Annotated in this window: 18 protein-coding genes and 1 riboswitch; of the genes, 12 read left to right on the top strand and 6 right to left on the bottom strand. The window is 48.9% G+C overall.

Annotation, left to right across the window (positions count from 1 at the left end; genetic code table 11):
• Positions 1-80 precede the first annotated feature (80 nt).
• Positions 81-1541, bottom strand: a complete 1461-nt coding sequence (locus tag FJ444_RS03560) for a DUF3336 domain-containing protein (RefSeq protein ID WP_140956552.1) — start codon at positions 1539-1541, stop codon at positions 81-83.
• 295 nt (positions 1542-1836) lie between these two features.
• Between FJ444_RS03560 and FJ444_RS03565 the strand changes: the two genes are divergently transcribed.
• From FJ444_RS03565 to FJ444_RS03585, 5 genes are all read left to right on the top strand, one after another.
• Positions 1837-3048, top strand: a complete 1212-nt coding sequence (locus tag FJ444_RS03565) for a DUF445 domain-containing protein (protein WP_140956553.1) — start codon at positions 1837-1839, stop codon at positions 3046-3048.
• Positions 3049-3053: 5 nt separating this feature from the next.
• Positions 3054-3719, top strand: coding sequence for a TetR/AcrR family transcriptional regulator (locus FJ444_RS03570; protein WP_140956554.1), 666 nt, complete (start codon positions 3054-3056; stop codon positions 3717-3719).
• 6 nt (positions 3720-3725) lie between these two features.
• Complete coding sequence (locus tag FJ444_RS03575; protein ID WP_140956555.1) at positions 3726-5168, top strand: wax ester/triacylglycerol synthase domain-containing protein; 1443 nt, start codon at positions 3726-3728, stop codon at positions 5166-5168.
• A 44-nt stretch (positions 5169-5212) separates the two neighbouring features.
• Positions 5213-6055 carry a putative RNA methyltransferase gene (locus FJ444_RS03580; protein WP_140956556.1) on the top strand — a complete coding sequence of 281 codons (843 nt, stop codon included), beginning with the start codon at positions 5213-5215 and terminating at the stop codon, positions 6053-6055.
• Positions 6056-6246: 191 nt separating this feature from the next.
• A riboswitch (cyclic di-GMP riboswitch) is annotated at positions 6247-6333 on the top strand.
• Positions 6334-6410: 77 nt separating this feature from the next.
• Positions 6411-8525: a zinc-dependent metalloprotease family protein gene (locus FJ444_RS03585; protein WP_140956557.1), complete on the top strand. Its 2115-nt coding sequence runs from the start codon at positions 6411-6413 to the stop codon at positions 8523-8525.
• Positions 8526-8592: 67 nt separating this feature from the next.
• Here the strand turns inward: FJ444_RS03585 and FJ444_RS03590 are convergent, their stop codons facing one another.
• Positions 8593-9333, bottom strand: coding sequence for a DUF1439 domain-containing protein (locus FJ444_RS03590; protein WP_140956558.1), 741 nt, complete (start codon positions 9331-9333; stop codon positions 8593-8595).
• A 178-nt stretch (positions 9334-9511) separates the two neighbouring features.
• Between FJ444_RS03590 and FJ444_RS03595 the strand changes: the two genes are divergently transcribed.
• Both FJ444_RS03595 and FJ444_RS03600 read left to right on the top strand, forming a co-directional pair.
• On the top strand, positions 9512-11482 hold the full coding sequence (locus tag FJ444_RS03595) for a class I adenylate cyclase (RefSeq protein WP_140956559.1): 1971 nt from the start codon (positions 9512-9514) through the stop codon (positions 11480-11482).
• 139 nt (positions 11483-11621) lie between these two features.
• Positions 11622-13235, top strand: a complete 1614-nt coding sequence (locus tag FJ444_RS03600) for a GMC family oxidoreductase (protein WP_140956560.1) — start codon at positions 11622-11624, stop codon at positions 13233-13235.
• A gap of 22 nt (positions 13236-13257) precedes the next feature.
• Here the strand turns inward: FJ444_RS03600 and FJ444_RS03605 are convergent, their stop codons facing one another.
• Positions 13258-13872, bottom strand: a complete 615-nt coding sequence (locus FJ444_RS03605) for a TetR/AcrR family transcriptional regulator (RefSeq protein WP_140956561.1) — start codon at positions 13870-13872, stop codon at positions 13258-13260.
• Between the two features lie 134 nt (positions 13873-14006).
• Between FJ444_RS03605 and FJ444_RS03610 the strand changes: the two genes are divergently transcribed.
• Complete coding sequence (locus tag FJ444_RS03610) at positions 14007-16052, top strand: NADPH-dependent 2,4-dienoyl-CoA reductase (protein WP_140956562.1); 2046 nt, start codon at positions 14007-14009, stop codon at positions 16050-16052.
• Between the two features lie 32 nt (positions 16053-16084).
• On the opposite strand, the gene FJ444_RS03615 is transcribed toward FJ444_RS03610, so the two are convergent.
• The 3 genes from FJ444_RS03615 to FJ444_RS03625 are packed head-to-tail and all read right to left on the bottom strand — an operon-like array spanning position 16085 to position 18401.
• On the bottom strand, positions 16085-17245 hold the full coding sequence (locus FJ444_RS03615; protein ID WP_140956563.1) for a TIGR02281 family clan AA aspartic protease: 1161 nt from the start codon (positions 17243-17245) through the stop codon (positions 16085-16087).
• 9 nt (positions 17246-17254) lie between these two features.
• Positions 17255-17710, bottom strand: a complete 456-nt coding sequence (locus tag FJ444_RS03620; protein WP_140956564.1) for a thioesterase family protein — start codon at positions 17708-17710, stop codon at positions 17255-17257.
• Complete coding sequence (locus FJ444_RS03625) at positions 17703-18401, bottom strand: hypothetical protein (RefSeq protein ID WP_140956565.1); 699 nt, start codon at positions 18399-18401, stop codon at positions 17703-17705. Before FJ444_RS03625 ends, FJ444_RS03620 begins: the two co-directional genes overlap by 8 nt.
• A gap of 134 nt (positions 18402-18535) precedes the next feature.
• Here FJ444_RS03625 and FJ444_RS03630 point away from each other — a divergent pair, with 134 nt between their 5' ends.
• The 4 genes from FJ444_RS03630 to FJ444_RS03645 all read left to right on the top strand — a co-directional run bounded on the left by FJ444_RS03630 (position 18536) and on the right by FJ444_RS03645 (position 21515).
• Positions 18536-19168, top strand: coding sequence for an elongation factor P hydroxylase (locus FJ444_RS03630; RefSeq protein ID WP_140956566.1), 633 nt, complete (start codon positions 18536-18538; stop codon positions 19166-19168).
• Positions 19161-20285 carry an ATP-NAD kinase family protein gene (locus FJ444_RS03635; protein WP_140956567.1) on the top strand — a complete coding sequence of 375 codons (1125 nt, stop codon included), beginning with the start codon at positions 19161-19163 and terminating at the stop codon, positions 20283-20285. The genes FJ444_RS03630 and FJ444_RS03635 overlap by 8 nt, the downstream gene beginning before the upstream one ends.
• Positions 20286-20307: 22 nt before the next feature.
• Positions 20308-20607 (top strand): YfcL family protein, encoded by a 300-nt coding sequence (locus tag FJ444_RS03640; RefSeq protein ID WP_140956568.1) that lies wholly within the window; start codon positions 20308-20310, stop codon positions 20605-20607.
• 323 nt (positions 20608-20930) lie between these two features.
• The gene (locus FJ444_RS03645) at positions 20931-21515 is read left to right on the top strand and encodes a FlgO family outer membrane protein (protein WP_370298012.1); all 585 of its coding nucleotides are present in this window, start codon (positions 20931-20933) and stop codon (positions 21513-21515) included.
• The last annotated feature ends 4 nt before the right edge of the window (positions 21516-21519 follow it).

Here is a 21519-nt window from a genome sequence, read left to right on the forward strand (position 1 = left end):
CCGTCATCCCTGAATCGCGAAGCGATGTCAGGGAACTAACCAAACAGGTCGCCGCAAGTGACATAACCTACACCTATCCACTAAGCAGGCACACGTTCAAACAGCTTGGCCTCGCGTTGTTTTAGCGCCCTTAATTTACTTCGCAATGTTTCACTTATCATGGTATTGCGGCGGATTACATCCAGTTGCGGCCAGCTTGCTCGTTCTCCGCTCTCAATCAAGGCTTTGATACTGACTAGTGTGGGATTAGCAACGACCTGCATAAGATTGCGAATTTGTTTCTCAGGTAGAATATTAATATTACCAACGTATTGCTGGTCGATTACCGAGCGGATTTTGTGAATAGCAAGCTTACCTCCGCGATTAGGCACTAGTTGCTCCATAATGTCGAAAGCGAACACACTGTTAGTCTTTGCTAACTGACTAATATGCCGCAATGTCATGCTGGTTAAGGTTTTTGCCTGAGAACGTGCGCCCGTTAAGAATGGCACCGCCAGTGGGTTGGTCTGACTTACTATACTGTGGTTTACCCCATACAAACGGGATAATTGCTGAAAGGGGAGATCGGCCATAATCGAGCCATCGGCAAACCGACGGTTGGGAATGTAGGGCACAATGTTGCCTTCAGCATTCTTTGCTTTTAACTGCACAGGTGTGAACAACATTGGCACAGCACAAGACGCACGCACAGCCTGGGTGATTAACGCATTGGGTGAGGTTTTGGCATTTAATAAACGCGAATACTGATGCAGGTCCGCAGGCGAAACGGTTACCGTTACATGCCTGCCGGTTTTGACAAAGGCTTCTTCAAAGGTGGTTAAATCGAACAGTGAAATCAGCGTATTTTCTAACGCCCGGCTGTCTAATAAACTCTTATTACCCAGGCCACCCCAAAGTCGCCAGTTCTTAAAGTGTTCATAAATAAATTCGGCGCTCAGCGATTCCAGTAACTCATTGTGGGTGCGAGTGGCCAGCATAGCTGCAATAATGGAACCCGCACTTGCACCTGAAATAACAGTAGGCAATAAATTTTGTTCGTTAAGCGACTTCACTACACCACAGTGAAAAAAACCAAGGCCAGCGCCACCCGACAGCATTAAACAACTGCGGCCATAGGCGTGGGCGGTTTCTTCAAAAAACGTGAGTTTGTCGTAAAAGTCAACCACATCTTCATCGGCAGTGTATATTTGCTCGAGGGCACTCACTACCTGATTGATAAACTCTTCAATTAAATGCTTGGTGCCGATTTTACAATGGGCGAGTAGCTCGGGATTGGCAATATTGCCCAGGTTACCGTGTAATCCTTCGTGCAATATCGACATCAGTGCCGGAATATCCTGTTGGCTTTGCGCCAGTTTGATACGCTGAACGCGTTTGCGGATCAAACGGTAGTCGTAGTCTCTGCTATGGTCCTTGGCTTTCCAGTCGTTGGCGCCTGATAAGGCATCATGTGCCAGGCAGGCATCGCGGTATTCGGCGTAGTTACCCGCGTTATCGAGTGCTTTCTCGATATCTGATAATTGTGTTGAAAACAGAGACATACTTCCTCCCCGGCGTTGGGACTACCTGCTTACTGGCAGTGTATGCAGCAAAATTAGAATCTGCTACCCAATCCCAGTAAAACCCACTTATATTTGTAAAGTGTATGTGAAATTGCAGGTTAGAGCCACAAACAGCAAAATTCGTTCAAGTTAGCTGCATTTTCTTATCTGTTTTTATGCTTATACGTGTACAGATCAATAATTGCATCTATAAATAAAGTTAAGTTGACCCGCGCGTCGGCAGTCAGTAGCCTGAACACTGCTAAACATTAAAATAACGAAACGTAGCACCAACATGGACTGGAATTTACAAACATTGAGTTTGCTGTCTATCCCGCTTATCAGTGCGCTGGTGGGGTGGGGCACAAACTACCTCGCGGTAAAAATGATGTTCTACCCGCTGAAATTTGTTGGCATTCCGCCAATATTTGGCTGGCAGGGATTAATACCGGCCAAACGAAAGGAAATGGCCGAAATTGAAGTAGAACTGGTGCTGGGTAAATTACTTAGCGTGGAAGAGCTCGCCAACCGCCTTGAGCCGGAAGCCCTTACCAAAGCAATTGAACATCGCCTACATCAGGTGGTGCGAAAAATAGTAAATGAAGTTATGGAGTCGTCGGCGCCAACCGTATGGGCGGCGTTGCCTGTACAGGGCAAGAATCTGGTTTACCGACGCATCGAAGACGACATTCCCTATTTGGTTGCAAAAATGGTGGAGGACTTCCAGCATAACGTAAATGAAATTCTCGACATCAAAGAGCTGGTGGTTGAGCAACTGGTTAATTCTCCCGAACTTATCAACGAAATTTTCCTGCGCTCGGGTGAAAAAGAATTCCCGTTTATTGTGCAGTCAGGTTTTTACTTTGGATTCTTATTTGGCCTGCCTACCATGGCATTGTGGTATTTCTATCAGGAATGGTGGATTTTACCTCTGGGGGGGCTGCTGGTGGGGTATGCCACTAATTGGATCGCCATTAAAATTATCTTCGAACCCAAACAGCCAATACGATTTGCGGGTCTTACCATACAAGGCATGTTTTTAAAGCGGCAAACCGAAGTGTCCCGGGTGTATGCCGACATTATTGAACAAAAGCTGATCAATCCGAAGAACATCACGCATATGATTTTACACGGTTCGGGATCGGCGCAATTGCTCGAACTGATCGAATTACACGTTAACGACGCCATTGAACGTTACGTTGCAATCGCACAGCCCTACTTTGCCCTTGGTGTCGGTTCGGAAAATTATTTCAAAATGAAGTCCATGGCCGTAAAACGCCTTTTCGAGGATTCCGACAAGTACTTGTACTATGCTTTTGATTATGCAAATGAGGCGCTACGCGTGGGCGACGATTTGTGCGAGCGTATGCAGGCGCTGAGTTCAGAAGAATTTGAAGGGGTGCTAAGACCAGCGTACCAGCAGGATGAGTGGAAGCTGATTGTTACCGGTGCCATTCTGGGTATGGCTGCAGGCTTCGCACAACTGTACTTAATGATGTTGGGATAATTGCTATGGCCGGGAAAACCGCGAAACGGATTTTACTGACTGCACTTACCTTGTTTAACGAACGGGGAGAAAACAGTGTAACGTCAGTCGACATTGCCATGGAAATGGATATTAGCCCAGGTAACCTTTACTACCATTTTAAAGGCAAAGAGCTAATGGTAGACGCGCTGATTCAATGGCATAGTGACGAGATGCAGCAATTATTCCGCCCGGCTACACTGGACAAGGTGGCTGTTGAGGACTTCTTTTATTTTCTGGCCATCATTATTGATAAGTTACAGGTGTTTCGTTTTCTGTATCGCAGCCCGGCTGACATTGCTGAGAAGTATCCTCGCGCCAAACGCTTGCACAAATTGCTGTTTAGTCAGTTGGAAAGTGGCTTGCTTACCCTCCTTCAGCGATTTGCCAAACAGTCACAGTTAGCTGCAACATCAGCCCAACAGCGCCTGATGGTCGACTTGATCAGCATGATCCTAATCCAAAGCGGCCAGTACGACGACTTACGCGCAGTGAATGATCCGGTTTCGCAAAAATTTCATGCGCTGAGTTTAATAATGACGGCATTGCTTCCCAGGTTTGCGCTGGAAGAAGACACGTTGCGTCAGTTGCAAAGCGCCATTGAACATCATTCGATGGCAAATCTCACCAATACCGATGTACTGGAGGGCTAGAGGAGTATGGCTCGAAAGCTGACGTTTCTCGATAAATCGTTTTGGATCACTGAGTCACAGGCCAATCCCAAGCACGTAGCCTGTTTGCAAATCCTCTCGATACCAAAGGGGCAGGATCCCAAAGCTTATGTCACTGCGCTGCACAGCGAAATGCAAGGGTTTGCCAAAGCCTGCCCCCCCTTTAATTGCAAAGTTAAAGCCATTGGCATCTGGCCGTTGGGGTTGCAGCCGGTAAAAAACATGCAGATGGATTACCATGTGCAATGCCATCAAATTGCCAATATCGATGACCGTGAAGCATTAGACAGTTTTGTTGCCCGTATGCATGAAACGCGGCTGGATCCGCAAAAGCCACTGTGGCAGTATCATTTTCTATACGACCCAACGCACCACTCGTTCGCCATTTATGCCAGGGTGCATCATCTGTACGGTGACGGATCTACGCTGGTACGCTGGTTTCAGGCAGGGTATCTGGACGAACCCAAAACTGACGGCTTTATACCTCTGTGGGCAGTTAAGCGCCTGCGACATACACCTGCCAAACAATACAAACGGATCAAGCGAATAGGGCTGGGTGTCTGGGAATCCCTTATGATCGCAAAAGACATTTTTGTGATCTCCGTGGGGTTAATGCTGCGGTTACTTCGCATCAATCGCCATTACATGCCGGTGCCTTTTACCGGCACGCGAACGGTACTTACGGGGCAAGTTCAGCAAGGGCGGGCTGTGGCTACTCTGGATCTGGATTTTGGACGTATTCGGGCCTTAGCCAGACGCACCCGGGCATCGGCCAATGAAATACTACTTACTGCCTTCGATATAGGTGTACATAAATTACTGCAGGAGCACGGCCACGTATTTAAGCAGGCGCTTTACACCAATATGCCAATTAATCTGCGCAAACCCGGTGAAAAAACCAGTGGCAATAAAATAGCCATTGTACCGGTGCAACTGGCCCATGCAGAGCACGACCCGTACCTGCGCTTGCGTCAGATTATATACCATCACCGCATTGTGAAATACGCAGCGCAACGAGCGCGGCCGGCCGCTTTCAGCGCTTATACCATTGGGATTCAGGCCATTGCTCTGGTGTTCGAATGGTTGCGAATTTCAAACTGGATGCGACCCATTGCCAATATTCTGATCTCAAATGTACCCGGCCCAACACATGCCAAATTCTTTAAAGACAGTGAATTGCTGGCGTGTTATCCCATTTCTACCATGACACCGGGTGGGGGGGTAAATATTACTCTGATGACCTACAACGGTACCGCCAACATCGGCATGGTGTGCTGCAATAAAACCATTAAGTCGCTGCAGCCCCTGGCTAAGTATTGCCGGGAAGCATTTGATATGCTGGAAGCCAGTATCGACGATCCTTCGCTTAACATTGACGACATAGGTGAGCACGTAGAAGAAGTACCGATGTCCATTGTTAGTGACACCTAAATACAGAAGGGGTAGCATAGCGGCTTTTTGAACCGGAGCCGACTATGTGGCACTGCCCCTTATGCCAGCACCCTTTGGCACTGCCGAATGCAGAACACCAGACTAAAACCTGGCGCTGTGACAATCGCCACAGTTTCGATGAAGCCAAATCCGGCTACCTCAATTTACTCCCGGTTCAGCACAAACACTCCAAACAGCCCGGTGACGACAAAACCATGCTCAACGCCCGACGCTGTTTTCACGACGGCAATGGTTATCTGCCACTGATGCAGGTGATTGCTGAAAAAATCCGTAAACACTCGCAGTTGACGTTATTACCGGAATTTAATTTGTACGATGCCGGTTGCGGAGAAGGCAGCTATCTGGGCGTTATTCAAGCATCATTGCAGGCCGAAGACCATCGCGTAATGGCATGGGGAAGTGATATTGCCAAGCACGCTGTCGATATCGCGGCAAAGCGCTTTAGTCACTGTCACTTTGCAGTAGCAAGTAGCGCAAGATTACCTGTTGCAGATAAGTCATTACACACAGTGCTACAAGTGTTTGCGCCAGGCCATGATTCAGAATACGCCAGAGTTATCGCCCCCGATGGTTTGTGTATTATGGTTGATCCTGGCCCGGATCACCTTTGGGAAATCAAGCAAGCCATTTACGACTCGCCGCGCAAGCATCAGGACAAAATGGGTGACATGCCCGGCTTTGAACTGCTTGAAAAAGAGTCGCTGAGTTTTACCATTGCATTTACCAGTCAGGCAATGCGTAAGGCACTGTTGGAAATGACCCCTTACTACTGGCGGTTACCTATCGATAAAGCCGACGAACTGGTAAATGCTGACTTCGACGTTACCGCTGATTTTGTTGTTCGCGTATTTAAGCGGGTAGCTTAACCCTCCTGTATTTAATACCTAAGCGGTTCTTTGGTGTAGCATGCTTTGTTATTTAATTCAGCAACCTACATGCAATTAATTCACCTGTGAAACGCCACAGGTTAATCCATTAAGTATTACTGCACACACCTGTTGGCAGAGCTTTATACAGTGCAAGCTTCCATTGCCTGATAATCTGTTGGTGTGTGAATAACACAACTGGGCAAACCACGTGAAAGCGTGGGACGCAAAGTCACCGGTCTAAGGAGTGAAAACTCTACGATAGCGGGATTGCTGGCCAGTTAGCATCAAGGACCTGTGCTCAGGCTAACTTTCCGTTCCAAATGACCCTGAAATACCTATTTGGAGCAATAAAATGACACGCATTACTCACATTAAATTGAGTATGATTGCCGGGGCAACCTGTGCAATTCTGGCATCAGCCAGCCATGCAGCACCACTGCCGCAAGTATCAGACAATCTACCACCTCAAGCACTTAAAAATGTACCGGAAGGCAAGTTAAAACAAACCTTGCTGCGCGTTCCGCAGCAAGCAAGAGATCGCGCTTTACAGCGCCTGGCCGACTTAGGCATTCCAACTGTTGATCAGCGATTCATGGACGCAGATAGCAGTGGCGAACTTTTCTACATTGAAGAAGGACTGGTAGAGGACGTAGAAGAAGCCGCAGAGGAAACAGGTGAACTCAACTCGTCTGACAGTGTATTGCCCGCGGTGGATGTATTTAAACTTCACACCAATCCCAATTCAGCCAATAAGATTTTTCTGGATTTTGACGGCGGTTTGATTAGCGGAAAAGCATGGGGTGGCGGTGCTAGCTACGATACACAGCCGTTTGATTTAGACGGTAACCCAACCGATTTTAACGATGCCGAGCGCGCGCGAATTCACGAGATATGGACCCGAATTGCCGATGACTTTGCGGCCTTTGATGTGGATATAACCACTGAAGCGCCAGAGAGTATGGGACCCAATACCGGTTGGTTATTGTTTACTAAAGATGCTGATAAAAACGGTAAAGCTATGCCCAGTCAGGGCGCCGGTGGGGTAGCGTATATTGGCGTGTGGGGCAGAAGTAATTACACCTATTATCAGCCCGCACTGGTGTATTACAACCGTTTAGGCGGCGGTGCGGCTACCTTTATGGCTGAAGCAGGCTCACATGAAATGGGCCACAACTTTGGCCTGGGTCACGATGGAAACTCTACCACCAGTTACTACCGGGGAACAGGGGCCGACAACGATCCATCAAGCTGGGCGCCTATTATGGGGGTGGGCTACTACAAAAACGTTACGCAATGGAGCAACGGTGATTATCCTGATGCCAATCAACTGCAAGACGACATTGCCATTTTGCAAAGTCAATTAGGTGGTAGTTCGGATACATCGGGCAATGCTGAAAATCCCGTTGCCCTGGTGATCGACGAGCAAGGCCAGTTTAGTGCAACCAATCGCGAAGTCGACCCTGGTACGCTGATTGCTGCAAATAAAGGCAGTATTCAGGTAGCCGATTCCGACTGGTTTCAATTTAGTGCTGGCACCGGGCCGTTAACCATCAATGCGACGCCTGCCTGGGATGCCTTTACCCGAACAGCCAGACGTGGTGGTAACCTGGATATTGGTTTAAGGCTTTACGATGCCCAGGGTACCCTGTTGGTAGAATACGCAGATAGCTACGAGACCAGTGCTTCAATCAGCACCACAGTTGCTGAAGGGCTGTATGTGCTGGAAGTGTATGGTACCGATAGCGTATACGCGTCTGATTACGGCAGTCAGGGACACTACTATTTGCAAGGGGAGATTACGCTGGGTTCAGCAGACACCACTCCACCTGATCCAAATCCAATGGAGTTTGCACAGCAACCTGAGGCAACCAGTGCCTACAGTATTGCCATGGCGTCGGTGGTTGCTACAGACGACAGACAGGGCATTGTGTCTTATCAGTTTACCTGTACATACGGCGATGCATGTGTAAGCAGTGATTGGCAAACTGAAACTACCTTTACCGCAAATGGCTTAAGTGCTTCCAGTGAATATTGCTTTACTGTAAGCGCGCGGGATCTGGCTGGCAATGTTACCGAGCCTTCAGCTGAAATGTGTGCAACAACAAACGATGCACCCGTTGAGCTAACCGCGCCTGTTGCGCCATCAGGACTCACTGTGACCGATGGACAGGATGGCACGGCAGTACTTTCATGGACAGACAACAGCGACAATGAAACTACCTTTGAAATTGAGCGTGAAAAAGAATTTAAGGCAGGCCGCTATAAATTCACACAACTGGTTGCCAGTCTGGCAGAAAATACCGAGTCCTTCACCGATTCAAGTGGCACCGGCTCCTATATCTATCGCGTGCGGGCTGTGAACAGTGCAGGTAGCTCCGACTGGACTTCGTGGAGTGAAGTCACGGTTACCTCAGGTAGCACGGACGGTGTTAACAAGCCATGCCGCGGGAAACAATGCTCGCTGTAAATCAAATGAGAAATTGCAGCAACACATAATCAGAAAAGCACTTAGGGATAAGTGCTTTTTTTGTACATTACTCCGTAAAATAAAACCGCAGGCTTTTTTCTTCCACCACTACTCGTTTGCCCCAACGGGCAAATAAAAACTCCCGCCAAACGTTGTCACTGAGGGTGTAACCTACCGCTCTGGTTTCGAGTTCGCGTAAGAGTTGCTGTTCAATTTTGGGTTTGTGGAAGTCCAGAATACGTTGTGTGTTGCCCTGTAAATATAACTGCAAGTAGGCCAGGGCGTGTTCGGTAGAACCGGCCGTTACAATGCTCAGTGCTGAGCGAATTGGCTGCCCAAGCAGCGAAGATAAACCTGATAACGGTCCTGGTATCAGTTTGTCTATGATGAACTGGGTGTCTTTAATCAAACTGTAGCGGTCATTTAGCAGGTGCACTACATCCACTTTTACGTCGGTAAAGCGCAAGGTGCGACTGGCAGGGTAGTAATTGGGCAGGGCGCTTATTGAAACGGCAACATGAGCCCGGTAAATAGCGGAGCCAAGGGCGCGAATTTCTACCGCACAAAATAGCTGCAGGGTTAATCGATTGGTACTGACTGGCATAGTTAATTGGCCTTCCAGGCATTCAAAACTGCCTTCGCCAATCGGTACTTCCAGCGGTATTTTTACAGGAAAATAAGGGCGTACGATGTCGTTGAGTTCGGCTTCGCTAAATGCGTCGAAGGTGAGCCTGCCGGTTTTCAGCAAACAGTAGCCTACCAGTACGTGTAGTTTGTCCTGCCAGCTCAACTGCGATAATGCCAACACCCTGTCTGTCCTCTGTCTCTTGTTATTTTGCAACTAAAAAGTTTACACGCGAGCGGCATGGTAACAAACCTGTTACGCACCACCACGTATTAATGGCGATTTATTTGTAACTAGCATACACCTTCCTGAAAAAACCGGTTATTCTTGTAACAGTATTAGGATTAAGAACAGGGCGTTAATGACTTCGCGGCAATCGTTAACAGTGAATCAAAACCTGACTATTCGGTTGCTACGGGTACTGCGGTATAACAAAGCACGGATTGAGCGGGCGCTGGCGCTATTGCCAGACGAACACAAACCCCTGTTCCATGTGTTGCCTTTCCTGTTGCATATCAACCATCCCGAATTCCCCGGCTATGTAAACAATAGCGATGTACCTATTGGACTGAATAACTTTTCCTTCCGGGACGAAATCAAAGACGCATTGATGGATTTCTTTCCAATGCAACAGGTGTTGATTGAAGATATTAAGCAAATCTGGCCGAGACAACGTGCCATTGATGCCTTGTTGCTGATGGGCAGTATTGGCACTATTGCACAATCAGAAGAATCGGATTTTGACTACTGGGTGTGTATCGACGGCAAAGCGCATTCAGAAGAGGGATTGGCGTTATTGCAGCAAAAACTCACGGCGATAGAGCAATGGGTTCAGGAAACGTACAACATTGAAGTGCATTTTTTCCTGTCTGATATCGACAAAGTTCGCAACAATGATTTTGGTATTGCTGAGGGGGAGAGCGCGGGTTCTGCCCAGGCGGTATTGCTGAAATCTGAATTTTATACCACCAATATTCTGGTGGCGGGCAAAGCACCGTTTTGGTGGCTGGTACCTGAATCTACCACACAACAGCAATATTATGCGTTGCGGGACCACCTTAAAGAAGGTGGCTCTCCTGATCCCGACTGGTTTATGGATCTGGGACACATTGAACGCCTCGATCCTAACGAACTGTTTGGCGCGGCTATCTGGCAACTTGGCAAGGCCATGGATTCGTCGTTTAAGTCGGTGATTAAAATGGCCAAGCTCGAGGTGTTCTTAGAGAACGTGGGTAGTGAACTGCCCTTGTGTAATTTGTTGAAAAAGCGGGTGCACAATGGTGATGAAGCGCCAGGTAACGTGGCTACTATTGATCCCTATGCGTTAATGTTCGACCAGGTGATAGCCCATTATGAAGCCACTGGCGATGAGGACGTCGTGCTGTTGTTGCGCCAGTGCCTGTATATCAAGTGCGACTGTGAACTCAGTAAAGCTGCTAAAGAAGGCGATGCGTCGTTTAAACGCCGAATTATGATTGGCTATGTTAAACGGTGGGGGTGGGACCGCAATCAGCTTGTTCATTTGGACAATCTGGATAACTGGTCGTTTCAGGAGAAAATTCAGTTATTCAGGCGAATTCACCAGTTTCTGATCCTGTGTTACCGGCGTATGTCGGGCAAAATGCCCAAAGACAACCAGTTGGTGAGCCAGGAAGACATGACCGTATTGGGCCGGCGTCTCGATACGTTTTATTCGAAAAAGCCCAATAAAATTGAGTTTTTGCGCAGTGGCCTTGATGAACTGGTGTATTGTTCCACAGTAACCGTAAAACTTAACCGCCGTAAAAACGGCACGCCACTTTGGACAGTGTATTCCGGCGACCAACTGGGTAAGCTCAATAAGGGGGTAGAGAAAACCCGCATCACTAACGCGGCCTGTCTCGTGAGGTTAATGCTATGGTGCATCTGCAATCGGGTAATTGATGCCAATACTGAAATCTTATTGGATTACGATACCGACCCCATTACCGAAAATGATTTATATCAGTTTGTTAAACATGCAGTGAATTTGTTTCCCCCCGTTAAAGTGAATTCACTGCCACGCAGTGCATTGATCTCACAGCAAAAAATCTCTGCATGTCTGGTTGTATTGAATTTTACGACATCCCGGTTAAAAGCAACGGTAGAAGACGTGGTCGTTATTTACTCAACGTCATGGGGCGAGACCTTTCTGGCAAATGGTGTGGAAGCGCTCAACAGCATTTGGTACGACTTACAGGAAATGCCCGCCGGATCAGAGTGTTGTGCGTTTGCACCACAAAGCAGCCAGCGACAACGGATATTTGATGCGTTTCGTGAAAGTGCCGATCACGCATTCTTGTTGTTGAGTTAAATGCATCTTTACTTTCACCTATAACAAATACTTTGCAGCACTATGGGAATTGCGTTAGCCTTAAGTTAACTGGTACGACCATTTCGGCATCCACAGATTAAGCCAGATAAAGCCAAAGAAACAGAGCAAGGAATACGTCATGCATATCCCGGTAGAGCAATACGACTATATTGTGGTGGGCGGTGGTTCTGCAGGTGCCGTACTGGCTGCCCGCTTAACTGAAAATCCAATGGTTCGTGTGTGCTTACTGGAAGCCGGTGGCGCCGATTCAAACCCCTTTATTCATATTCCGTTTGGATTATCTGTACTCAGTCAGTTCGACAGTATTGGCTGGGGATACAATACTGAGCCACAAATTCACTTAAATAACCGCGAATTATTCTGGCCGCGCGGGAAAACGCTGGGAGGCTCCAGCTCGATCAATGCGATGTGCTACATACGTGGTCAGGTTGAAGACTACGACCGCTGGGCGGCAAATGGTGCCAAGGGCTGGGACTTTAACAGCGTATTACCCTACTTTAAAAAAGCCGAAGACTTTTGCAATGGGGCTGACGAATATCATGGCACGGGTGGCCCGCTGGGCGTAGACAACCTGCGTTACACATCAGAACTATCCAGGGCTTTTGTCAATGCAGCAGAACAGGTATCACTGCCGCAATGTAACGACTTTAACCGCCATGACCGTGTAGGGTTGGGGATGTATCATGTTACTCAGAGAAACGGTCAGCGTTGCTCTACCGCGAAAGGCTATCTAACCGAAGCAAAAAAGCGCGGAAATCTAACTATTCTTACTCAGGCTTTGGCCGAGCGTGTGCTCATTAAACAACAACGTGCCATTGGTGTGCAGGCGCGGGTAAAAGGCCGTGCCCGTCGCTTGATGGCTAACAAAGAAGTGCTCCTGAGTGCCGGGGCAATCAGTTCTCCGCATTTACTCATGTTGTCGGGTATTGGGCCAGCGGAAGCCTTGCACGACAAAGGCATTCTGGTGCAACAGGATTTACCCGGCGTAGGGCAGAACCTGCAGGATCATCTGGATGCAATAGTGCAGTACCGCACATCAGTGCGCGCAGGCTATGCGATCGCGCTGGGCGCATTGCCACGATATCTTCATGCTGCATTCCGCTATGCGTTTAAGCGGGATGGCATTTTTTCATCAAATGTGGCAGAAGCAGGTGGCTTTGTTAAATCCAGTTTGGCCAGTGAGTTTCCTGATATTCAGTACCACTTTTTACCAGCCATATTGCAGGATCACGGCCGACAGCTTGCGTATGGTTATGGCTATGGTGTGCACGTATGTAATCTGTATCCCAAAAGCCGCGGCGAAATTCGCCTGCAAAGTAATCATCCGGCAGATCATCCCGCCATCGAGCCTAACTATTTGTCTCATGAAGATGACATTAAAGTAATGGTAGATGGCGTAAAACAAGCCAAAGCCATTCTGGATAGCGACGCGTTCAGTAAATTTCACGGCAAGCCTGCGGTAGGGGATGTAGATTTTACCAACGACGCCGACATCGCCAGTTTTATTCGCGAGCAGGCTGAAACCATTTATCACCCGGTTGGTACGTGCAAAATGGGGGCTGACGACGACCCGATGGCGGTGGTTGATACCCAGCTTAGAGTTCGCAATATTCAGGGATTACGCGTGGTAGACGCGTCTGTCATGCCTGATTTAGTAGGCGGTAACACCAACGCGCCTACTATTATGATCGCCGAGCGTGCCGCCGAATGGATCCGGCAGTCACAGGCATAGTGTTTAAGTATTCAGCGCTGGGTTAGTTTTGCTTCAATAACATAGCAACGGCGCAATTACACATATCGTCAATGTGCTCGGAGTCTGCATACACGCCGTCAATAATCAAACGCGCCAAGCCGTGCAAAGTGGCCCAGATAACCTGTGTTTGTCTGAGCGCAGGCATCGACTGCGCTAATATGCCTTCCTGTTGCCACTGAGTAATTTTATTCAGCATAAAGTGAAACGCCGGAAAGGCGATCTCTTTTAGCTGTTCATCCGCCTGACCGGTTTTCCAAATCGGTCGGCCAAACATCAAATCATAAAGCTGAGGATTGCTGGCAGACCAGTGAATATAGCCATGTACAAACTGAGCTAACCTGTCAGCAGGTGTCATGTCCACAGAATTAGCGCGCGCTTTTGATACGGCAATCCACTGCTCAAATCCCCGCGCAGCAACCGCATTTAACAGCGCATTTTTATCGCGGAAATGATGATAAAGCGCAGAGCGGGACACGCCCACATCGTCGGCGAGCTTGCGCAGTGAAAGAGCTTCCACACCTTCTGATTCGATACGTTGCGCGGCGGCATCCAGTAGTGCCGCACGCAGGTCACCATGGTGATACGTCTGGTTGCCTCGCCCGGTGGTCTGCTGCATGAATTAGTCCGTAATAGTAAATGGAAACGCTAAGGTCAAAAGCCCTTAGCATAATGTTAATCTTGACAGTGTCAAATTATAAGCCTATCTTGACACTGTTTAGTTTTAAATGAAAACAATAAAAGAGGGCACCCATGACTCAGGCAACCGCGGCAGAAAAACATCCGCTGTACCCACATTTGTTCGAGCCATTAGATCTAGGCTTTACGCAATTAAAGAACCGTATCCTAATGGGGTCAATGCATACCGGTCTTGAAGAGATGCCCGGTGGACACGCGCATATGGCCGCATTCTACGGCGCTCGGGCGGCAGGTGGTGTAGCGTTAATCGTTACTGGTGGTATCGGGCCAAACGACGAAGGCGCAACGCATGCTGAAACCAAGCGTTTAGACAGCGATGAAGCGGTAGCCAATCACAAGCAGGTAACCGATGCGGTACACGCCAATGGCGGAAAAATCTGTATGCAAATTCTGCATACTGGCCGGTATGCCTATAACCCAAAGCTGGTAGCGCCCTCGGCACTGCAAGCGCCTATTAACCCGTTCAAACCTAAAGCGCTTACTGGTGAAGAAATCGAAAAGCAAATCGAGGACTTTGTGTTTGCGGCTAAACAAGCCCAGCGAGCCGGCTATGACGGCGTGGAGATTATGGGGTCAGAAGGGTATTTCCTGAACCAGTTTATTGCTGCCCGTACTAACCACCGCGATGACGAGTGGGGCGGGGAGTATAAAAACCGTATGCGCTTACCGGTTGACGTGGTGCGCCGCGTGCGCGAAGCCGTGGGTGAACAGTTCATTATCATTTATCGCCTATCCATGCTTGATCTGGTAGAAGGCGGCTCCAGTTACGATGAGATCCTTACCTTGGGTAAAGCCATCGAAACCGCCGGTGCCACCATTATCAATACGGGTATTGGTTGGCATGAAGCGCGCATTCCTACTATTGCCACCAAAGTACCGCGTGCGGCGTTTACCTGGGTAACGGCAAAATTCCGCAAGCAGTTATCCATTCCGGTGATCACCTCTAACCGCATTAACATGCCGGATGTGGCAGAGTCTGTTATTGCGCGTGGCGATGCCGACATGGTGTCGATGGCACGCCCATTCCTGGCCGATCCGGATTTTGTGATCAAAGCGCAGCAGCAGCGTGCTGATGAAATTAACACCTGTATTGGCTGTAATCAGGCGTGTTTGGATCACGTTTTCAACGGTAAACTCACCAGCTGTCTGGTAAATCCGTACGCGTGTCATGAGTTAATGATCACCATGAAACCCGCTGAAGCCGTTAAGTCTATTGCGGTTGTGGGTGCAGGACCAGCTGGCTTGGCCGCTGCCACAACAGCAGCACAGCGCGGCCATAAGGTAGTCTTGTTTGATGCTGCCGACAAAATTGGCGGGCAATTTAATATTGCCAAACAAGTACCCGGTAAAGAAGAATTCAATGAAACACTGCGCTACTACGCAAAGCAACTTGAGTTACTGAATGTTGACGTACGGCTGAATACCTTGGTTACCGCTGATACGCTGAATGAAGGTGGTTTTGATGCTGTATTGCTGGCAACCGGCATAGTGCCCCGCACACCCGCAATTGAGGGTATAGAACACAGCAAAGTGCTTACGTATCTCGATGTATTACGCGACAAAAAGCCGGTGGGCGGCAAGGTGGCTATTATTGGTGCCGGTGGGATCGGGTTTGATACTGCAGAGTACCTTAGCCACGGCAAATCGGTGCCGAGTCAGAATATTGAAGCCTTTATGCGTGAGTGGGGCATTGATATGACACTGGAAGCCCGCGGTGGGGTAGAAGGCATGAAGCCACAACCAGAGCCGTCACCACGCCAAATTGTGTTGCTTCAGCGTAAATCCACCAAGATTGGTGCAGGTCTGGGTAAAACTACCGGATGGGCGCATCGCCTGGGTTTACAAATGAAAGGCGTGCAAATGATTGCGGGTGTTCAATACGACAAAATTGATGATGCCGGTTTACATATTACCGTAGACGGTGAGCAAAAAGTGCTGGATGTAGATAACGTGATTATCTGTGCCGGACAAGAGCCTCAGCGAGCACTGGTACATGGTTTATCAGTTCCTCATCATCTCATTGGTGGTGCTGATGAAGCGCTTGAACTGGATGCGAAACGCGCCATTGCACAAGGTACCAAAGTCGCCTTAAAACTCTAGCGCAGTAGTTAAATGGCAGTCGGAAATGTGAGTTAATTTCTGACTGCCAATACCAGTTCGGCCTTGTCCTGATCGAGCTGAAATCGAAACTGCTTCAATACGTTCATTCCCAATAATCCATCACTATCGCCTGAGAAATTGCGCGGCAACACCAACACACCTATGTCTTTTAATGTGTAAGGCCCCAACGTTAAGGATGCTATTTTTACCAACGGTGCACGAATGGGTCCGCTTGCGGTATTTACGTCGAATAATCCCAGCATTTGCAGCCGTGAAAAGCGCTGTAACTGCCGGTACACTTGTTGACTGATTGCCGTGCTGCTTGCGCCGGTATCCAGCATTAAACTGGCATGGGTACCCTGTAAGTCTACCTCTACCAAATAGTGTTCGCCGTATTTCTCCAGGCTCACCCGGGTAGTAAGGGTTTTATCGGGCAGACTATCGTCAATTATCCCGTCATCAATAGTATCATCCTGTGCAGTTTGCATGCGCTTGCGCAATTGTTCCGCGCCGGGATGATCCGGTGGCAAGCTGGCCAGAGTGTCTTCCATTAGGGTGAATTTTTGTTGCTGAGCATAAGCTTCAGCCAACAATAAAATTAACGAGCGATCGGTAGGGAACAGTTGAAATAAGGGCTCAATAAACTGCGCCAGCATATCCCACTCATGACCTTCATATAGTGCGCGAATGGCCTCGTCGCGTAGACTTTCTGCGCGTATTGCCAGTTTGTCCTGCTGGCCGGCCGGCAGCATGCCGCTATCCAATAATTCGTAAATGTGTGCAAGGGCAAGAGCAAGCGGTTGCGTGGCCAGAAACCAGTCTGCTTCCAGTAACAGCAGCTCAGGGTTAGTAAAGTGGTTGCGTATCATTCGTTGAATAAATGCTTCCACGTTACCGAATTCACCTGCCTCCAGCCACTCACGAGCCAGAGCTATTGACTCAGCAATACTCTCTGTGGAGGCCAACGTGCGGCGTTGCGCTGACGGGCTCGCCGAGGCGACTGATGATTGATCAGGCACCGATTGACGAACGCTAACCATAGCAGGTGACTCAGACGATTGCGGTGCGTTATGACGATGAACCGATTCAGTAGGATAGGGCGAGGGTGAATCATCATCGCTAAACAACAAAAAGGCATTGAGTGCCATCGAGCAAAGCAATGCCACTGTTACAACCTGAGTATAGCGAGACATGTAAAATAACTATCCTTGAATCTGCGGGATCACCGCACCCTGATAAATATCGGCGAAAGGCCGGGGCATTCTTGCCGGTTGACCAGACGACAACTTAACACAGATAAACCGGGTTTTGCCACGATAGAGGGTGTCACCTGTACTGGCCCGAATGTACTGAAACTCCCGGGTGAGTTGTAAGCGACCATCGCAGGCAACAATCCAGGTCGCGCAATGCAGCTCATCGTCGCGAAAAGCCGGTTTAACATAGTCCAGTTCATGGCGCACAATCACCATAGCCCGGTCCAGTTCCTTATAGTGTTCAAAGCTTAATCCGAGCGAGCGTGAATGTTGCCAGGCTACATTTTCTTGTTGGCTCAGATAGGCCACGTTGTTCACGTGCTGGTAGTGGTCTATGTCTTGTTCCTGAATTTTCCAGGTTACAACAAATGGGTTGGGATATTGCCAGGGAGAAATATCAGACATCGGGTAGGGGGTTATCCGTTGTTAAGTTTACGCGTGCGTCGAGCAACGCAGCATTTAATTCAGTTTCAGCCGCAATCACGGGTTCTATAAAGGCCTTCACATCACCCAGCCCTTTAAAAGCACTGAATCCGCGGTAAAGAAAATCGTGCAGGGCCAGTAATCCGGCCATTTTGGCGGGCCGACGCGACAGTTTAATAATAAGCCCGACACCGGGGATCTTCACCACATCCGCCAGTTGTTCGCCTAACGAGGCAACAATTGCAATCTGCGTCGCTCTGTCATCAGCCCTGCTCACCGACCGGTAGGCCATCGCATAGGTATCGCGATTGAGCGGTGTATTATCAAGGTGTTGTGCAACGGCCATGTCCAGTTCAAACGACAAGGCATTCAGCATAAGTGCGTTATCCAGTGCCACCATAGCTTTATTGGGTAAGGCTTTAGCAAGTTTTGGGATCACGCGAATTAAGTCGGCGTCGCGTTGACTGAAATCTTTTGGCCCGTACAGTTCATCAACAAAAAAGGTGATGGCGTCGTGGTAGTCAGCCTGGCTAGCCATCTTCGCGTGCGTTGATAGCAACCGCTTGCATTGCCAGCGCTGTACTGCCTGAATGTCCTCCAGAATGCCCATTTGCTGCGCTAACTGACGCCTGGCATTCACTTGCCTTAGATGAGCAATGAGGGAGTCTGTCACGTACTAATACCTTTCGTTTACACTGGAAAATCATGATATCCGGCTTCAACCTGCAATACAATCTGGTGGCAGGGCGCGGTATTTGGTATCCTCCGCGGCCATATGAAACAGGGTAATACTGCTTAACTATCCGTATGAATACTGCGTGTCAATTACAATCTGATCATGTCGGGCATAGCGACGTTGATTTGCAGGTGCCAGCGTTAATTGATGTGTTTAACAACACGTTTGCCCAATCTTATGCCACACGCCTTGTGCTGGGCGGAGATGAGCCGGTGTATTTGCCGGCTGGGCGCGCCTGTGCGGCAGTAAGCAGTAGCAAACTGAACGGCAACCACGCACTCTGTGAGTACCACCAGATTGTGTTTGCTCACGGTTATTTTTCCAGTGCATTGCATGAGGTTGCTCATTGGTGTGTGGCCGGTGAAGCTCGTCGGCAATTGGAAGACTACGGTTATTGGTACTGTCCTGATGGTCGCAACGAAGAACAACAGCGTGCATTTGAGCAGGTAGAAGTGAAACCACAGGCGCTGGAGTGGGCAATGACCATTGCGGCTAATCGCCGTTTTCAGGTAAGTACGGATAATTTAAATGGTGTAGAACCCGATCGTCACGGTTTTACCCGGCGCGTAAGAGCGCAACTGGTAACCTTTATGGACACTGGCTTCCCAAAACGGGCGAAGATGTTCATCGATGCGCTACGCGCAGAATTTCATGGCCCGCAACTTACCAAACAGTGGCTGGATAAGGTGTATCCCAATGAGTAACACATTTCGACTTGGCGTTGTGATTAATCCGTTTGCCGGCATAGGCGGCAGTGTGGGGTTAAAAGGCAGTGATGGTGCTGACATCCGCGACAAAGCGCTGGCCATGGGGGCAGAAAAACTGGCCAATGAGAAAATGGGCCGCGCACTGAACGTATTAAAAGGGCTGAGCGGATTTACTGTGCTTACCGCAGGTGGCGAAATGGGCGAAGACTGCAGCAAGCAGTTAAACCTGCCACTTGAGGTAATTTACCAGCCAAAGCAATCTCCCAGCAGTGCTGATGACACAGAAAATGCCGTCCGGGCGTTGATTGCCCATGGTGTTGATTTAGTTTTATTTGCCGGTGGCGATGGAACAGCGCGCAATGTCTGCGCCATAGTGGGGGATAAGGTCCCCGTGCTTGGGGTGCCGGCAGGCTGTAAAATTCATTCTGGCGTGTATGCCGTTACCCCGTCTGCCGCCGGTGAGGTGGTAAAGCGCATGTTAACTGGTGAATTGGTGAGTGTACGCCAGGCCGAAGTACGCGACATTGACGAACAGGCGTTTCGTCAGGGTAAAGTGCAGTCACAACACTTTGGCGAAATGCAGATCCCCGACGAACTGAGCTATGTTCAGTCGGTAAAAATGGGCGGTCGTGAAGACGAATCCCTGGTGCTAAATGATATTGCCGACTACATCAGCGAATTAATGAGCGATGAACCTGACGTATTATTTGTTATGGGGTCGGGATCGACAGTTAATCAGGTTATGGCCACCTTAGGATTGCCTAATACGCTGCTGGGTGTAGACATCGTTAAAAACGGCGAGGTCATTGCCGCCGATGTTACTGCTCAGGCATTGTTACAAGCGGTAAGTAACGCCCCAGCCAGGCTGGTGATCACCGCTATTGGCGGGCAGGGCCATGTGTTTGGGCGCGGCAATCAGCAACTCAGTCCTGCGGTTATTCGCGCGGTAGGACGCGACAATATCTGGCTGGTTGCAACTAAACAAAAACTGCAACAACTCGATGGCAGGCCATTGCGCCTGGACACTGGCGATGAGGCACTGGATGAAGCGCTGGCCGGTATTATTCCGGTGATCACAGGTTACCAGGACAAAGTGTATTACCCCATCGTTTAACAACACTAACAGAGACTCAACTATGCAGGAACAAGTAAAAGCCCCGGCGTCGTTTGTACAACTGGTGAACGATATTGATACCGCGCTGGACAACGTGGTAGACACAGGAAGTGATGACGCTCTGTTTATCGCCAGCTACTTGCAGGGGCATTTTGCTGTGCAAGCCCGTAAACTGGAATTAGAAGCAGAGGCCAGTGCCCAGCTTCTGAATGAACGCATGCAAACCAGTTTATCAGCTGCCTTTAAAAATAAAGAGCTGGAAGGTGACGATCAAACCGCCGTGCTGGCATTGTGGCAGCAGTTGCTTGCGCCATTTCAATAGTGGCAGCTTATTGCCGCTTTAATCCGCTATGTAGGTAAAAAGGGAAACCTTGTTCCCTTTTATCTTCAGACATGCAAGGCTTTCAGAGTCGCGGTCCAGCCGATATATCCTCGCAATCCTAGCGTTTATCGCGTATTTATTTTCTTTTCTACAAATTCATTCAACTACAAGCGTTAGTTGGTGCAATTTTTGCAAATTCTGGCTAAACGCGTTTATTTTTAGTCACAGAGAACTAAGCCATGTTAGTTAATTCCTGTTCAACACAGCCTGCAAAGCTAAACAAAAAAAGCCGTACCTCAACCTGGCGTGCGCTTTCTGCTGGTATGGTATTGGCCCTATTCGGATTAACCGGTTGCACCAGCTCTTCTGAACCTAACATGGAATTAATTTCAGAGCAGGTGCCCTTGCCAGCGCTTGGCAATGTGGAATACCACACTTACGTGCTGGCTAATGAGCTGTTTGCTAATGTCGCTCCAGCCCGTCAGGCACGCTATGCCGTTACCGGCTTTGTGCCGGTAGATTCCATGCAGTACGACGAGAGTTTTCAGCATCCACTGCAACTGCTGGGCCATCAATTGGAACAGGGAATGCTTACCGAAGCGACAAAACGTGGATTTGTCGCTCAAGAGTTTAAGCTTTCGAACGATATAATAATCAGTGATAAAGCCGACAGAGTGCTGACCCGGGATATTGAACACCTGTCTGCACTCGACCGGGTAGACTATTATATTACCGGTACCCTAGTGTATCAGGAGGCCGGCGCCATGGTAAATGCCAGAATTATTAATGCGCGCACGCGCGATATCGTGGCGGCAGCAACGCGTTTTTTCCCGGCTGAATTATTCTGGCAACAAGAGCAGGTCACTACCCGTAATGGCCGGCTGTACCGAACTGAAAACAAAGGGTAACCAA

Source organism: Aestuariibacter sp. GS-14, assembly GCF_006494365.1.
Taxonomy (GTDB): domain Bacteria; phylum Pseudomonadota; class Gammaproteobacteria; order Enterobacterales; family Alteromonadaceae; genus Alteromonas; species Alteromonas mangrovi.

Excerpts from the sequence above, each read along its gene's own strand:
- FJ444_RS03560 (WP_140956552.1), bottom strand. The coding sequence starts at position 1,541 with ATGTCTCTGTTTTCAACACAATTATCAGATATCGAGAAAGCACTCGAT.
- FJ444_RS03565 (WP_140956553.1), top strand. The coding sequence starts at position 1,837 with ATGGACTGGAATTTACAAACATTGAGTTTGCTGTCTATCCCGCTTATC.
- FJ444_RS03570 (WP_140956554.1), top strand. The coding sequence starts at position 3,054 with ATGGCCGGGAAAACCGCGAAACGGATTTTACTGACTGCACTTACCTTG.
- FJ444_RS03575 (WP_140956555.1), top strand. The coding sequence starts at position 3,726 with ATGGCTCGAAAGCTGACGTTTCTCGATAAATCGTTTTGGATCACTGAG.
- FJ444_RS03580 (WP_140956556.1), top strand. The coding sequence starts at position 5,213 with ATGTGGCACTGCCCCTTATGCCAGCACCCTTTGGCACTGCCGAATGCA.
- FJ444_RS03585 (WP_140956557.1), top strand. The coding sequence starts at position 6,411 with ATGACACGCATTACTCACATTAAATTGAGTATGATTGCCGGGGCAACC.
- FJ444_RS03595 (WP_140956559.1), top strand. The coding sequence starts at position 9,512 with ATGACTTCGCGGCAATCGTTAACAGTGAATCAAAACCTGACTATTCGG.
- FJ444_RS03600 (WP_140956560.1), top strand. The coding sequence starts at position 11,622 with ATGCATATCCCGGTAGAGCAATACGACTATATTGTGGTGGGCGGTGGT.
- FJ444_RS03605 (WP_140956561.1), bottom strand. The coding sequence starts at position 13,872 with ATGCAGCAGACCACCGGGCGAGGCAACCAGACGTATCACCATGGTGAC.
- FJ444_RS03610 (WP_140956562.1), top strand. The coding sequence starts at position 14,007 with ATGACTCAGGCAACCGCGGCAGAAAAACATCCGCTGTACCCACATTTG.
- FJ444_RS03615 (WP_140956563.1), bottom strand. The coding sequence starts at position 17,245 with ATGTCTCGCTATACTCAGGTTGTAACAGTGGCATTGCTTTGCTCGATG.
- FJ444_RS03620 (WP_140956564.1), bottom strand. The coding sequence starts at position 17,710 with ATGTCTGATATTTCTCCCTGGCAATATCCCAACCCATTTGTTGTAACC.
- FJ444_RS03630 (WP_140956566.1), top strand. The coding sequence starts at position 18,536 with ATGAATACTGCGTGTCAATTACAATCTGATCATGTCGGGCATAGCGAC.
- FJ444_RS03635 (WP_140956567.1), top strand. The coding sequence starts at position 19,161 with ATGAGTAACACATTTCGACTTGGCGTTGTGATTAATCCGTTTGCCGGC.
- FJ444_RS03640 (WP_140956568.1), top strand. The coding sequence starts at position 20,308 with ATGCAGGAACAAGTAAAAGCCCCGGCGTCGTTTGTACAACTGGTGAAC.
- FJ444_RS03645 (WP_370298012.1), top strand. The coding sequence starts at position 20,931 with ATGGTATTGGCCCTATTCGGATTAACCGGTTGCACCAGCTCTTCTGAA.